The sequence below is a fragment of the Pseudomonas sp. SIMBA_068 genome (assembly GCF_046534705.1).
In the GTDB taxonomy this organism is placed as follows: Bacteria; Pseudomonadota; Gammaproteobacteria; order Pseudomonadales; family Pseudomonadaceae; genus Aquipseudomonas; species Aquipseudomonas putida.
The window spans coordinates 218,838-233,534 of the sequence record NZ_JAWRYI010000005.1 but is presented as its reverse complement, the minus strand read 5'-3'; the positions used below and the strand labels follow the sequence as shown (position 1 = coordinate 233,534).

Below are 14,697 nucleotides of genomic sequence, written 5' to 3'. Positions count from 1 at the left end.
TCGCTCAGTTGGAGATTTCGTGGCCCTTGCGCACCACGCGCTTGGGCAGGTCGCCACCCAGCCAGTAGGCCAGGTCGGCGGGGCGTTCGATTTGCCAGGCGACGAAGTCGGCTACCTTGCCCACTTCCAGCGAGCCGTGGCTGTCGCCCAGGCCCAACGCCGTGGCGGCATGCACGGTGACGCCGGCCAAGGCCTCTTCCGGCGTCATGCGGAAACACGTGCAGCCCATGTTCAGCATCAGCCGCAGCGACAACCCTGGCGAGGTGCCGGGGTTGAGGTCGCTGGCCAGGGCAATCTTCACCCCGTGGCGGCGCAATGCATCCATCGGTGGCAGCTGGGTTTCACGCAAGAAATAGAAGGCGCCCGGCAGCAGCACGGCGACCGTGCCGGCTGCGGCCATGGCAATGGCGTCTTCCTCGGTCATGAACTCCAGGTGGTCGGCCGACAGCGCCTGGTAGCGGGCCGCCAGGCTCGAGCCATGCAGCGACGACAGCTGTTCGGCGTGCAGCTTGACCGGCAGGCCCAGCTCACGCGCCTTGATGAACAGCCGCTCGACCTGGGCCGGGGAGAACGCCAGGTGTTCACAGAACGCATCGACCGCATCCACCAGGCCGTCGGCGGCCAAGGCCGGCAGCATCTCGTCACAGATGTGCGCGATGTAGTCGTCGGCCCGGCCAGCGTACTCCGGCGGCAAGGCGTGCGCGGCCAGGCAGGTGGCGCGCACCGCGACCGGCAGCTCGTCAGCCAGGCGCCGGGCCACGCGCAGCATCTTGCGCTCGTTGACCAGGTCCAGGCCGTAACCGGACTTGATCTCTATGGTGGTCACACCATCGCGCATCAGCGCCTGCACCCGCTGGCGGGCACTGGCGAACAACTCGTCCTCGCTGGCCGCACGGGTAGCCCGCACGGTACTGGCGATACCCCCGCCCTGGGCGGCGATTTCCGCGTAGCTGACGCCTTGCAGGCGCTGCTCGAACTCGCCACTGCGGTTGCCACCGAACACGGCGTGGGTGTGGCAATCGATCAGCCCGGGGGTGACCCAGGCGCCGCCCAGGTCCACCGTGCGGTCAGCGTCGACCGGCGCCAGCTCGGCGCGTGGGCCGATCCATTCGATCAGCCCGGCGCTGGTGACGATGGCCGCGTCTTCGATGGCCGAGTAACGGCCCTCGGCCATGGTTGCCACATGGCAATGCTGCCAGACGGTTCTCATGCACAATCTCCTTTGCTAGCGGTGCAGCTCGACAGGCTCTGCCACTGGTTGGCCCTGCCCTGCGCGCGGCTTGCACCACAGCAGGTAGGACGCCACCAGGAACACCACCCATATCACGCCGACGATCAATGCCGCCTGGGTATCCGGGAAGTAGCCGAGCACGCCAAAGATGAAGACCATGAACGCAATGGCCATGGCCGGGCCGTATGGCCAGAACGGTACCGGGAACTTGAGCTGGGTCACTTCTTCACGGCTCATGCTGCGGCGCATGGCCACTTGGGTGAGCAGGATCATCAACCACACCCACACGGTGGCGAAGGTGGCGATCGAAGCGATCAGCAGGAACACGTTCTCAGGGATCAGGTAGTTGAGCAGCACGCCAATCAGCAGCGCGGCGCCCATCACCACCACGGTCATCCATGGCACACCGTGTTTAGACAGCTTGCCGAAACTGCGTGGCGCATGGCCTTGATGGGCCAGGCCATACATCATGCGGCCAGCACCGAAGATGTCACTGTTGATGGCCGAGATCGCAGCGGAAATCACCACCACGTTCAGCACTGCGGCGGCAGAGCCAATCCCCAGGTTGCTGAAAATCTGCACGAACGGGCTACCTTCGCTGCCGATCTGCGGCCACGGGTACAGGCACATCAGTACGAACAGGGTGAGCACATAGAACAGCAGGATGCGCAGGGGCACGGCGTTGATTGCCTTGGGGATGACCCGCTGCGGGTCCTTGGCTTCACCGGCAGTCACGCCAATGATCTCGATGCCGCCGAAGGCGAACATCACCACGGCAAAGGAGGCGATCAGCCCGCCCACGCCATTGGGCATGAAGCCGCCATGGTCGAACAGGTTGCTCACACCGACGGCATGCCCGGTACCCACCTGGCTGAAACCGAAAGCCATGATGCCGAGGCCGGCCAGGATCATTGCGACGATGGCGCCCACCTTGAGCAGCGACAGCCAGAATTCCATCTCGCCAAAGACCTTGACGTTGCACAGGTTGAGGCCGCCGATGATGAAGACGATGCCCAGCACCCAGATCCAGCGGGCTACCTCCGGGAACCAGAAACCCATGTAGATACCGAAGGCGGTGACGTCGGCGATGGCGACAATGACCATCTCGAAGGCGTAGGTCCAGCCGAGGATGAAGCCGGCCATGGGGCCGAGGTAGGTGCTGGCGTAATGGCCGAAGGAGCCGGCCACCGGATTGTGCACGGCCATTTCGCCGAGGGCGCGCATGACCATGAACACAGCGGCGCCGCCGATCAGGTAAGCCAGCAGCACGGCCGGGCCTGCCATCTGAATGGCTGAGGCGGAGCCGTAGAACAGCCCGGTTCCGATGGCGGAACCGAGGGCCATGAAACGGATGTGGCGGGCATTTAGCCCGCGCTTGAGACCTTGAGCTTGTTGCATGTCACGTCCTTAAATTGTTTTTGTGGTCGTGAGATCAGGGGGCTGGCATGCAGCCCTTTCGCAGCACAAGGCTGCTCCTACAAGGGAGCGCGTCGCTTTTGCAGGGGCAGCCTTGTGCTGCGAATGGGCCGCACAGCGGCCCCAGGGGGCATTACAGGCTTGGCAGCACACCTGCCGGCAGCAAACCGGTCAAACTACCCTTGGCCAACAGTTCCACAGCCTTTTCGATGTCCGGCGCGAAGAAACGGTCACGGTCGTAGTGCGCCACTTCGCTGCGCAGCGCCTGGCGTGCTTTCTCCAGCTTGGCCGAAGTCTTCAGGCCTTTGCGCAGGTCCAGGCCCTGGCATGCCCCCAGCCATTCGATGGCCAGCACGCCACGGGTGTTTTCGGCCATTTCCCACAGGCGCTTGCCGGCAGCCGGGGCCATCGACACGTGGTCTTCCTGGTTGGCCGAGGTCGGCAGGCTGTCGACACTGTGCGGGTGCGACAGGGCCTTGTTCTCGCTGGCCAGGGCGGCAGCGGTGACCTGGGCGATCATGAAGCCGGAGTTGACCCCACCGTTTTCCACCAGGAACGGCGGCAGCTGGGACATGTGCTTGTCCATCATCAGCGAGATGCGGCGCTCGCTGAGCGAACCGATTTCGGCGATGGCCAGGGCCAGGTTGTCGGCGGCCATGGCCACCGGCTCTGCGTGGAAGTTGCCACCGGAAATCACGTCACCCTCGGCAGCGAACACCAGCGGGTTGTCCGACACGGCGTTGGCTTCGATGCCCAGCACCTCGGCAGCCTGGCGCAGCTGGGTCAGGCACGCGCCCATGACCTGCGGCTGGCAGCGCAGCGAGTACGGGTCCTGGACCTTGTCGCAGTTCTTGTGCGACAGCGACACTTCGCTGGAATCGCCCAGCAGGTCGCGGAAACACGCGGCAGTGTCGATCTGGCCGCGCTGGCCACGCGCTTCGTGAATACGCGCATCGAACGGCGAACGCGAGCCCAGTACGGCTTCGACGCTCAGGCCGCCGCAGGCGATAGCCGCAGCGTACAAGTCTTCGGCATAGAACAGGCCACGCAGGGCATAGGCGGTGGACGCCTGGGTGCCATTGAGCAGGGCCAGGCCCTCTTTGGCAGCCAGGGTCAGCGGTTCGAGGCCGGCAACCGCCAGGGCTTCGGTGGCCGACAGCCACTGACCCTTGTAGCGGGCTTTGCCTTCGCCCAGCAGCACCAGCGACATGTGCGCCAGCGGCGCCAGGTCGCCGGAAGCACCCACCGAGCCTTTCAGCGGGATGTGCGGGTAGACTTCGGCGTTGACCAGGGCGATCAGCGCATCGATGACTTTGCGGCGAATGCCGGAGAAGCCACGGCTGAGGCTGTTGATTTTCAGCACCATGATCAACCGCACCAGGTCGTCATCCAGCGGCGCGCCAATGCCAGCGGCGTGGGACAGCACCAGCGAGCGCTGCAGGTTTTCCAGGTCGTGGCTGGCGATGCGGGTCGAGGCCAGCAGGCCGAAACCGGTGTTGATGCCGTAGGCAGTGCGGTCTTCGGCAATGATCTGCTCGACACAGGCGACGCTGGCGTCGATGGCCGGCGCGGCGCTGGCATCCAGTTGCAGGCGCACGGGCGCGGCGTAGATCGCGCGCAGCTGGGCCAGGGTCAGGGTGCCTGGCTTGAGGGTGAGTTCGGTCACGTTACTACTCCAAATCGCGTGGAGCCGCAGGCCCGTTCGTGGGTGCCTGCGCGCTCCTTCTTGTTGTTCAGTATCACCCCTGGCGGGATGCGATCCAAAGCGTGGCAATCAGCCAGTGATCATCGGCAGGTCCAGGCCCTGCTCCTTGGCGCAGTCGATGGCGATGTCATAACCGGCATCGGCGTGGCGCATGACACCAGTCCCTGGGTCGTTGGTCAGTACGCGGGCGATGCGCTCGGCGGCTTCATCGGTGCCGTCGCAGACGATGACCATGCCCGAGTGCTGCGAGAAGCCCATGCCCACGCCACCACCATGGTGCAACGACACCCAGGTAGCGCCGCCTGCGGTGTTCAGCAGGGCGTTGAGCAGCGGCCAGTCGGACACAGCGTCCGAGCCATCACGCATGGCTTCGGTTTCGCGGTTGGGGCTGGAGACCGAACCCGAGTCCAGGTGGTCACGGCCGATCACGACCGGTGCCGACAGCTCGCCGCTGCGGACCATTTCGTTGAAGGCCAGGCCCAGCTTGGCGCGCAGGCCCAGGCCAACCCAGCAGATACGTGCCGGCAGGCCCTGGAAGCTGATGCGCTCGCGGGCCATGTCCAGCCAGCGGTGCAGGTGGGCGTCGTCGGGGATCAGTTCCTTGACCTTGGCGTCGGTCTTGTAGATGTCCTCGGCCTCGCCAGACAGCGCCGCCCAGCGGAACGGGCCTACGCCGCGGCAGAACAGCGGACGGATATAGGCAGGGACGAAGCCCGGGAAGTCGAAGGCATTGGCCACGCCCTCTTCCTTGGCCATCTGGCGGATGTTGTTGCCATAGTCGAAGGTCGGGACGCCCTGCTTCTGGAAGTCCAGCATGGCCTGCACGTGCACGGCCATCGACTGCTTGGCGGCCTTGACCACTGCAGCAGGTTCGGTCTGCGCGCGGTCGCGGTACTGCTCCCAGGTCCAGCCGGCAGGCAGGTAGCCGTTGAGCGGGTCGTGGGCGCTGGTCTGGTCGGTGACCATGTCCGGGCGCACGCCACGCTTGACCAGCTCTGGCAGGATTTCGGCAGCGTTGCCGTGCAGGGCGATGGAGATAGCCTTGCCTTCGGCGGTGTATTTGGCGATGCGCACCAGCGCGTCGTCGAGGTCGGTAGCCTGCTCGTCGACGTAGCGGGTTTCCAGACGGAAGTCGATGCGGCTCTGCTGGCATTCGATGTTCAGGGAGCAGGCGCCAGCCAGGGTAGCAGCCAGTGGCTGGGCGCCGCCCATGCCGCCGAGGCCTGCGGTGAGTACCCACTTGCCTTTCAGGCTGCCGCCGTAGTGCTGGCGACCGGCTTCGACGAAGGTTTCATAAGTGCCCTGGACGATGCCCTGGCTGCCGATGTAGATCCAGCTGCCGGCGGTCATCTGGCCGTACATGGCCAGGCCCTTGGCGTCCAGTTCGTTGAAGTGCTCCCAGTTGGCCCAGTGTGGCACCAGGTTGGAGTTGGCGATCAGCACGCGCGGGGCGTTGCTGTGGGTCTTGAACACGCCGACCGGCTTGCCCGACTGCACCAGCAGGGTTTCGTCGTCTTCCAGGCGGGTCAGGGTTTCGACGATCTTGTCGTAGCATTCCCAGTTGCGGGCGGCGCGGCCGATACCGCCATACACCACCAGTTCTTTCGGGTTTTCCGCAACCTGTGGGTCGAGGTTGTTCATCAGCATGCGCAGTGGCGCTTCGGTCAGCCAGCTTTTGGCGGTCAGCTTGTTGCCACGTGGGGCACGGATTTCAACGTCACGGTATTTGTTGTTGTCGGTCACGGGAAAGGTCCTCTGCGGTCGTCCGCGGGCGGGTATGTCGTGGTCAATATACAAACACACCTTTACTTGTATGTACAAGCATGGACAACCAAAATAATTGGACCTTGCCGTTCCTGGCTTGAGTTTTGTGGCGGCGCATAGATCGAGCGCCGCCCGCGCGGCGGTCGATCTCACAGGCGATGAAAACCTATCGCCGGCCCCATCAACGTGAAACGAGTTCGATCAGGCAGAATCGCCCCTGAACCTCCAGCCCAAGCAACTCATCGTTGCCCTCCAGCCGCAGGCAGTCATACAACCCCAACCGCTGCACCTCACGCCCCGCCATGGTCACTTCCACGTGGCTGCTGGCAGCAAACAACAGCACCGTCGACGCCGAGCTGTACAAACGGCTCGTGCCATCGAACCACTGCAACCGGGCCCGGTATCGCTGCGGTGCATAGATCAGGTTGAAATCGCGGATCGCCCCACCCAGCAGCTTGCAGCTGACCTGGCTTTCGCCGCTGAAGGCAAAGGCATCGAACGGCAGCAACGGCCGGCTGGGCTGGCCATCGACCAACAGGCGCATGCCATCGCCCTGCAGCACGGTGATGATCCGCTGGTAACCGGCGAAGGTGGAAAAGCCGCCAGACTCTTCGATATCGGCAATCGACAGGCGCCAGCCAAAGCCGTCCAGGCCCTCTCCACTGTCGCGGGTGATCTCTTCAGTGAAACCGCCACCGTTCTTCCACGGCATGCGCGGGTAATCCTGTGCGCGCAACAACTGCAGCTGGCTCATTTGCTGAAACGTCCTTCCAGGCGATGACGGGAACCGGGGTGGATCAGCCGCGCCGCGGTTACCGGCTGGCGGCCGGACCAGGTACGACGGCGGATCAGCAGGCAAGGTTCGCCCCGCTCGATCTGCAGCAGGCGGCATTCTTCCGGCTCGGCCAGGATGGCTTCGACCACGTGCTCACCCTCGGTCAGCGGTGCTACCTGGGACAGGTAGGCATATGGCGTCTGCCGGGTGAAATCCTGCTTGAGGTAGTCGGGTGCGATAGCGGCGTTGACGTAGCGGTCCTCGATCTGCACCGGCACGCCGTTCTCGAAATGCACGATCAGCGAGTGGAACACCCGCTGGCCTTCACGCATGTCCAGGGCCAGGGCCCGTTCGGAACCGGCTGCTTCCTCGGTGAGCGTGATCACCTGGCAGCTATGCTGATGGCCGCGTGCGGCAATTTCATCGGCAATGTTGTTGACTTCGAACAACGCCGAACGGCCCTTTGGCTCGGCTACGAACGTGCCGACCCCTTGCATGCGCACCAGCAGGCCGTCGGCCGTGAGTTCGCGCAGGGCACGGTTGATGGTCATGCGGCTGAAGCCCAGCTCGCTGACCAGTTCGCTCTCCGAGGGGACCCGGTGATGCGGCGGCCAGCTGCCGTTGTCGATCTGCTGGATGATCATCTGTTTGACCCGGGCGTACAGCGGCGCCGGGCCCTCGCCCATCTGGGCAACCAGCGCGGAGACAGGAGGTGTCGGCACGGCGTTGGATCCTTGTGCATAGGGAATGAGCGGTAGCTTGCCGCAGTTTACCCGGCAGGCAAACGCCTGTATATGTATATACAAGTTAACAATAACAGGATTTGACCGATGTCCGCCTACTTCGCCGAACGCGCTCTGTTGCCTACGGGCTGGGCCAGCCATGTCCGTATCGAGGTCGCCAGCGATGGCCATGTGACCCGCATCGAGCCGGGCGCTTCTGCCGAAGGCGCCGAGCGCCTGGCCGGCCCGTTGCTGCCCGGCATGCCCAACCTGCACTCGCATGCCTTCCAGCGCGCCATGGCGGGTTTGGCGGAAGTCGCCGGCAACCCCAACGACAGCTTCTGGACCTGGCGCGACCTGATGTACCGCCTGGTCGGGCAGATCACCCCGAAGCAGCTGCAGGTCATCGCCCGCCAGCTGTATATCGAAATGCTCAAGGCTGGCTACACCTCGGTGGCCGAATTCCATTACGTGCATCACGACCAGGCAGGCAAGGCCTACGCCGACCCGGCCGAGCTGTCCCGCCGCATCAGCGCGGCCGCGGCCGACAGTGGCATTGGCCTGACGTTGTTGCCGGTGCTGTACAGCTACGCCGGGTTCGGCGGGCAGGCGCCGAACGACGGCCAGCGGCGCTTCATCAACACCACCGAACAATACCTGCAACTGCAGGCGCAACTGGCCCCGCTGCTGGCCGCGCAACCCGCTCAGCATCTGGGCCTGTGCTTCCACTCGCTGCGTGCGGTGACGCCGGGGCAGATTGCCGAAGTGCTGGCGGCCAGCGACAAGCAATGCCCGGTGCATATCCATATCGCCGAGCAGCAGAAGGAAGTGGACGACTGCCTGGCCTGGAGCGGCCTGCGCCCGCTGCAATGGCTGTACGAGCATGTGGAGGTGGACCGTCGCTGGTGCCTGGTGCATGCCACCCATGCCGAGCCGGATGAAGTCACCGCCATGGCCCGCAGTGGTGCGGTGGCGGGGTTGTGCCTGACCACCGAGGCCAACCTGGGCGACGGGATTTTCCCGGCGGTGGACTTCCTTGCCCAGGGCGGGCGTATGGGCATTGGTTCGGACAGCCATGTGTCGCTGAGCGTGGTGGAAGAACTGCGCTGGCTGGAATATGGCCAGCGGCTGCGTGACCAGCGACGCAACCGCTTGTACCGTGGGGATCAGCCGATGGTCGGGCGCACGCTGTACGACGCCGCGCTCGCGGGCGGTGCACAGGCACTGGGGCAAGCGGTCGGGGAACTGGCCGTGGGCAAGCGCGCCGACTGGCTGGTACTGGATGGACAAGACCCCTACATCGCCCTGGCGGATGGCGATGCCATTCTCAACCGCTGGCTGTTTGCTGGCGGGGATCGCCAGGTGCGCGATGTGATGGTGAACGGGCAATGGGTGGTGCGCCAGGGGCGGCATGCGCAGGAAGAGGAAAGTGCGGGGGCGTTTGCCGGGGTGCTGCGGCAGCTCTTGGGCTGAGCGTATTGGGGCTGCTTTGCAGCCCTTTCGCGGCACAAGGCCGCTCCTACAGGGGAACGCGTATCCCTGTAGGAGCGGCCTTGTGTCGCGAAAGGGCCGCAAAGCGGCCCCAAAAATCAGTGCATTTTTACGATTTGCTGATCGGACGCCCGCCAGATCAGCCGGCTGGTGTCATACCCCTGCTGGCGTGCCTTGGCCAGCAAGTGCTCGCGCTCCCAAGCCGGCAGCGTCGGCGTGCGTGACAGTATCCACAGGTACTTGCGGTCCGGGCTGCCGACCACTGCCGTGCGGTAGCGATCGTCCACGTACAGAATCCAGTATTCGCCCCGAGCCACGCCAGGCACCAGCTTGGTAAACCAGTTATCAAACTCTACCCACAGTTTATCGGTGTGCCCGGGCTCCTGGATGCTTGCGTGCCCCTCGGCACGCAGCCACTCATCACCCATGGTGCGGCAGCGGTTGAGCACACCAAACGTACCATCAGGCTTGAGGTTGTAGTGCGCCTCGGACTGCTCGCAGCCGGTCTGGTAGCGCATGGGCAAGCGCGCCAGTTCGAACCATTTGCCCTGGTAGCGCTTGAGGTCGACGTTGCCAGCGGTCTTCGGCGCCAGCGGGTCGTGCACCGAGCCCGCGCAACCACCCAGCAGCAACGCCAGGCATACCCCCATCAGCAGGTACAGACGCCTCATTTGAGGCCCTGCCCTGAATACATCAGCACCTTGTCAGCCGCGTACTGCACGCTGATAAAACTTTTCTCGTCCCCCCAGGTGCAGCTGCTCATGCCCAGCGCGCCAGAGCACTCGGTCGGCGTACCGAGCAACTGCTCGACCTCGGCCTTGTTCATACCGGCCTTGATCTTGGAATAGTTTTCCTGGTTGATCTTGCTGCAGGCAGTCAGGACGACGCACAGCGACAACAGGGCGAGGGAACGCAACGACATGAAGGACACTCCTGAAGAGGGGAAACAGGCGAGTGGCCTGCAGTGACCTTCGACGGGAAAATCCCTCCCAGGTTCCCTGCCCTACCCCCTTTGCACCTACACCATTGGTCGGATGGCCATTACTGTGCGATTAATCACAAAGCATTAATCACGCGCCAATAAAAAGGCCGCCCCCTTTCAGGGGCGGCCTTACGTCGCGACGGCCTGCGCAGCAGGCCCGTGGGCATCAGAATCTGGAGCCAGGCTCCAGCAAAAAGTCCATCTCTTCGCTGGTGCTCGGCCGCTCCAGCACCAGGTTGCGGTGCGGGAAGCGCCCAAACCGGGCAATCACCCGCTGGTGCTGCTCGGCATAGTCCAGGAAGCCTTCGAACAGCCGCCGGCTAGCTTCGGGCTGCTCGTCCAGCAACAGCTGATAACGCTCGACACACAGGTTCTGCCAGTCCAGCACCTCGGCATGCTCCAGCACCAGCAGCACGAACACACGCTGGATCGGCAGCAACTGGTAGTCCCAGCCCTTCTGCAGGCCCTGCATGGCCACCACCTGGGCACGCCGGTCGCCCTCGAAGGCGCGCGGCGTGTCGCGGTAGATCATGCGCGGCAGCTGGTCCAGCAAGATCAGCAGGCCCAGCCAGCCCTGCGGGCTTTGCTGCCACTCTTCGAGCCCACCCGCCAGGGCGTGCTCGACCAGGTCGCCAAACAGCGCATGGGCATCGGCATCGTGATGCTTGCCGAACCACAGCGTGCTCTTCTCGTCAGCCACGGCCTGGGCACTGGTGCCCCAACCGAACCACCATTCCAGCAACGGCTGCCAAGGTGCGAGCATGACTTACTCCTTGTGGTAGGCGGTGACGCGCTCTACCTCTTCCTTCGAGCCAAGGATCACCGACACGCGCTGGTGCAGGCTTTCTGGCTTGATGTCGAGGATGCGATCGTAACCGTTGGTAGAGGCGCCGCCTGCCTGTTCGATGATGAACGACATCGGGTTGGCTTCGTACATCAGGCGCAGCTTGCCCGGCTTGCTTGGCTCGCGGGCGTCACGTGGGTACATGAACAGGCCGCCACGGGTCAGGATGCGGTGCACGTCGGCCACCATCGAGGCGATCCAGCGCATGTTGTAGTTCTTCTTCAACGGGCCGGTTTCGCCGGCCAGCAGTTCGCCCACGTAGCGTTGTACCGGGGCTTCCCAGTGACGCTGGTTGGACATGTTGATGGCGAATTCGGCGGTGGTCGCCGGCACCTGGATGTTTTCGTGGGTCAGGACGAAGCTGCCCAGTTCACGGTCCAGGGTGAAGCCCTTGACGCCGTTGCCCAGGGTCAGGATCAGCATGGTCTGCGGGCCGTAGATGGCGTAACCGGCGGCGACCTGCTCGGTGCCTGGCTGCAGGAAAGCTTCTTCGTTCAGGCTTTCATTCTGGCTCAGGTACTGGTTAGGGCAACGCAGCACCGAGAAGATGGTGCCGACCGAGACGTTGACGTCGATGTTCGACGAACCGTCCAGTGGGTCGAAGACCAGCAGGTACGCGCCTTTCGGGTACTTGCCCGGGATCTGGTAGGCGTTGTCCATTTCTTCGGAGGCCATGCCTGCCAGGTGGCCGCCCCATTCGTTGGCTTCCAGCAGGATATCGTTGGAAATCACGTCCAGTTTCTTCTGGACTTCGCCCTGCACGTTTTCAGTGCCCATGCTGCCCAGCACGCCGCCGAGGGCGCCTTTGGACACGTGATGGCTGATTTCCTTGCACGCACGCGCCACCACTTCGATCAGGAAGCGCAGATCGGCAGGGGTATTGTTGCTGCGGGTCTGCTCAATCAGATAGCGACTCAGGGTAACGCGGGACATGTATGGCTCCGAAAGGATTGGGGGAGTAAAAACCCCCGCAGTTTACAGGGAGAGTGGCGGGCTAGCGAGCAATCAGACTCGCCACGGCTCTCAGACGGCACAATAGGTCGCTAGTTCAGCCTTCGCCAGCCCGGCTGTCGAGTGGGACTGCTTTGCAGTCCATTCGCGGGGCAAGCCCGCTCCCACAGGTTTTGTGCTGCCTTCAAGGCAACGCAGATCCTGTGGGAGCGGGCTTGCCCCGCGAATGGGCCGCAACGCGGCCCCAAATGCTCAATCCAATGCCTTCCAGATATCGGTGGCATATTCGCGAATGGTGCGGTCCGACGAGAACCAGCCCATCCGTGCGGTGTTCAGCACCGCCATGCGCCACCACTCCTGCGGCGTGTGCCACAGTTCCTCGACCCGCCGCTGGGCATCCCAGTAGGCATCGAAGTCGGCACACACCAGGAAGCGGTCATAGGCCACCAGCCCGTCGATCAAACCGGTGTAGCGTGAGGGGTCGTCTGGCGAGAACACACCGCTGCGAATCGCCTGCAACACGTCGCTCAAGCGGTTGGAAGCGGCTATGGCGGCGTTGGCACCAAAGTCACCGGCACGCTTGCGCGCCTCGACCTGCTGCGCAGTGAGGCCAAAGATGAACATGTTGTCGGTGCCCACCTGCTCGCACATTTCCACGTTGGCACCGTCCAGGGTGCCGATGGTCAGCGCACCGTTCAGGCCGAACTTCATGTTGCTGGTACCGGAGGCTTCATAACCTGCCGTGGAAATCTGCTCGGACAAGTCGGCCGCCGGGATGATGCTTTCGGCCAGGCTGACGTTGTAGTTGGGCAGGAACACCACCTTCAGCAGGCCGCGCACGGTCGGGTCGTTGTTCACCACCCGGGCGATGTCGTTGGCCAGCTTGATGATCAGCTTGGCCTGGTGGTAACTGGCCGCAGCCTTGCCGGCGAAGATCTTCACCCGCGGCACCCAGTTGGTGCCGGGGTCGTTGCGTATGGCCTGGTACAGCGCCACGGTGTGCAGCAGGTTGAGCAACTGGCGCTTGTACTCGTGGATCCGCTTGACCTGCACATCGAACAGCGCCTCGGGGTTCACCGTGACACCAATGCGGTCCTGGATGATGCTGGCCAGGGCGCGCTTGCTGTGCAGGCGCTGAGCGGCAAACTGCTTGCGGAAACCCGCCTCGTCGGCGAATGGCACAAGGCCAGCCAGAAGCCCTTCAGGGTCATCCTTGAGCCCCGGCCCGAGCGCTTCGACCAGCATCTCGGTCAGCAGTGGGTTGGACTGGTACAGCCAGCGGCGGAAGGTAATGCCGTTGGTCTTGTTGTTGATTCGTTGCGGGTAGAGCTTGTGCAGCTCGGAGAACACAGTGCTCTTCATCAGCTTGCTGTGCAGCGCCGATACGCCGTTGACGCTGTGCGAGCCGAGGAACGCCAGGTTACCCATGCGCACCCGACGGCCGTTGTCCTCCTCGATCAGCGACACCGCGCGCAGCACGTCGAAATCGTGCATGCCTTTGGCCCGCAATGCGTCGATATGGTAGGCGTTGATCAGGTAGATGATTTGCATGTGCCGCGGCAGCATGCGCTCCATCAGTGCTACCGGCCAGGTTTCCAGGGCTTCGGGCAGCAGGGTGTGGTTGGTGTAGGCGAGCGTGCCAACGGTCAGCTCCCAGGCCTTGTCCCACGGCACCTCGTGCTGGTCCACCAGCAGCCGCATCAGCTCTGCCACGGCAATCGACGGGTGCGTGTCGTTGAGCTGGATGGCGGCTGCGTCGGGCAGGTTGAGCAAGTCCTTGTGCATGTTCAGGTGGCGGCGCAGCAAGTCCTGCAGCGAAGCCGACACAAAGAAGTACTCCTGGCGCAGGCGCAGTTCCTGACCCGCCTCGGTGCTGTCAGCCGGGTACAGCACGCGGGAAATGCTTTCGGCCCGCGCCACTTCGGCCACGGCCCCCAGGTGGTCACCGGCATTGAAGCGCTCCAGGTGCAGCTCTTCCAGCGCCCGCGCACGCCACAGGCGCAAGGTGTTGACGCTGGACCCGCGCCAGCCGACCACGGGTGTGTCGTAGGCCACCGCCCGCACCGTTTCGCCCGGCGACCATACCTGGCGCTGGGTGCCACTGGCATCGTTGACGGTTTCGACACTGCCGCCGAAGCTGATCGGGTAGATCACCTCGGCACGCTCGAACTCCCAAGGGTTACCGAAGTCCAGCCAGTTTTCGGTCTGTTCCTGCTGCCAGCCATCGACCACAGCCTGACGGAACAACCCATGCTCGTAGCGGATACCGTAACCATGGGCGGCAATACCCAGGGTGGACATGCTTTCCATGAAGCACGCAGCCAGCCGGCCTAGGCCACCATTACCCAGCGCGGCGTCGGGCTCAAGCAGGCGGATACGCTCCAGGTCCACATCCAGCCCTTGCAGCGCATCACGGGCGATGTCCAGCAGCCCAAGGTTGCTCAGGCTGTCGTACAGCAAGCGCCCGATGAGGAACTCGAGGGAAAGGTAATAGACCCGCTTCTGGCTACGGCGGTAGGCCAGACGGGTATGGTCCATCCAGTGGTCGACCATGTGATCGCGAGCGGCCAGGGCAATGGCTTCGAACCAGTCGTGGTCGAACGCATGCTCCGGGTCCTTGCCGACCGCGTAGGTCAGCTTGTTCAGTACAGCGGCGCGAAATTCGGCCACCTCGGCGTCACGTGCTTCGGGTTCCTGGGACATGCGGCATCCTCTGGCAAGTTGACGAAAGCGGAGGGAGATTGATGAGACTAGCCCCTTCGACAGGGAGTGACAGTTACTGTTCGCAGTTTTCATGCCCACTTTGCCAATCCGGC

At 63.8% G+C, this 14,697-nt stretch carries 12 protein-coding genes; 1 reads left to right on the top strand and 11 read right to left on the bottom strand.

The features are described 5' to 3' along the window. Positions 1-4: 4 nt before the first annotated feature. From hutI to hutC, 6 genes are all read right to left on the bottom strand, one after another. Positions 5-1,210 (bottom strand): imidazolonepropionase, encoded by a 1,206-nt coding sequence (gene hutI, locus SB756_RS14555; protein WP_341796980.1) that lies wholly within the window; start codon positions 1,208-1,210, stop codon positions 5-7. Positions 1,211-1,225: 15 nt separating this feature from the next. Next, entirely contained in the window at positions 1,226-2,629 is a 1,404-nt protein-coding gene (locus tag SB756_RS14550) for an amino acid permease (RefSeq protein ID WP_410911021.1), read from the bottom strand. A gap of 151 nt (positions 2,630-2,780) precedes the next feature. After that, positions 2,781-4,313 (bottom strand): histidine ammonia-lyase, encoded by a 1,533-nt coding sequence (hutH, locus tag SB756_RS14545; protein ID WP_086978649.1) that lies wholly within the window; start codon positions 4,311-4,313, stop codon positions 2,781-2,783. Positions 4,314-4,421: 108 nt separating this feature from the next. Then, positions 4,422-6,095: a urocanate hydratase gene (gene hutU, locus SB756_RS14540; RefSeq protein ID WP_016502006.1), complete on the bottom strand. Its 1,674-nt coding sequence runs from the start codon at positions 6,093-6,095 to the stop codon at positions 4,422-4,424. A gap of 202 nt (positions 6,096-6,297) precedes the next feature. Next, complete coding sequence (locus SB756_RS14535) at positions 6,298-6,870, bottom strand: HutD family protein (RefSeq protein ID WP_341796981.1); 573 nt, start codon at positions 6,868-6,870, stop codon at positions 6,298-6,300. After that, entirely contained in the window at positions 6,867-7,577 is a 711-nt protein-coding gene (hutC, locus tag SB756_RS14530; RefSeq protein ID WP_341798931.1) for a histidine utilization repressor, read from the bottom strand. The genes SB756_RS14535 and hutC overlap by 4 nt, the downstream gene beginning before the upstream one ends. Before the next feature lie 144 nt (positions 7,578-7,721). Between hutC and SB756_RS14525 the strand changes: the two genes are divergently transcribed. Then, entirely contained in the window at positions 7,722-9,086 is a 1,365-nt protein-coding gene (locus tag SB756_RS14525) for a formimidoylglutamate deiminase (RefSeq protein ID WP_341796982.1), read from the top strand. Positions 9,087-9,202: 116 nt separating this feature from the next. Here the strand turns inward: SB756_RS14525 and SB756_RS14520 are convergent, their stop codons facing one another. The 5 genes from SB756_RS14520 to SB756_RS14500 form a co-directional block, all read right to left on the bottom strand. After that, positions 9,203-9,775 carry a lipocalin family protein gene (locus SB756_RS14520; protein WP_016489586.1) on the bottom strand — a complete coding sequence of 191 codons (573 nt, stop codon included), beginning with the start codon at positions 9,773-9,775 and terminating at the stop codon, positions 9,203-9,205. Then, positions 9,772-10,026 carry an outer membrane protein assembly factor BamE gene (bamE, locus tag SB756_RS14515; protein WP_003249234.1) on the bottom strand — a complete coding sequence of 85 codons (255 nt, stop codon included), beginning with the start codon at positions 10,024-10,026 and terminating at the stop codon, positions 9,772-9,774. The genes SB756_RS14520 and bamE overlap by 4 nt, the downstream gene beginning before the upstream one ends. Positions 10,027-10,252: 226 nt before the next feature. After that, complete coding sequence (locus SB756_RS14510; RefSeq protein ID WP_019472569.1) at positions 10,253-10,849, bottom strand: DUF924 family protein; 597 nt, start codon at positions 10,847-10,849, stop codon at positions 10,253-10,255. Between the two features lie 3 nt (positions 10,850-10,852). Next, positions 10,853-11,863, bottom strand: coding sequence for a class 1 fructose-bisphosphatase (locus SB756_RS14505; protein WP_012274595.1), 1,011 nt, complete (start codon positions 11,861-11,863; stop codon positions 10,853-10,855). Positions 11,864-12,133: 270 nt separating this feature from the next. Further along, complete coding sequence (locus SB756_RS14500; protein ID WP_410911020.1) at positions 12,134-14,584, bottom strand: glycogen/starch/alpha-glucan phosphorylase; 2,451 nt, start codon at positions 14,582-14,584, stop codon at positions 12,134-12,136. Positions 14,585-14,697: the final 113 nt, after the last annotated feature.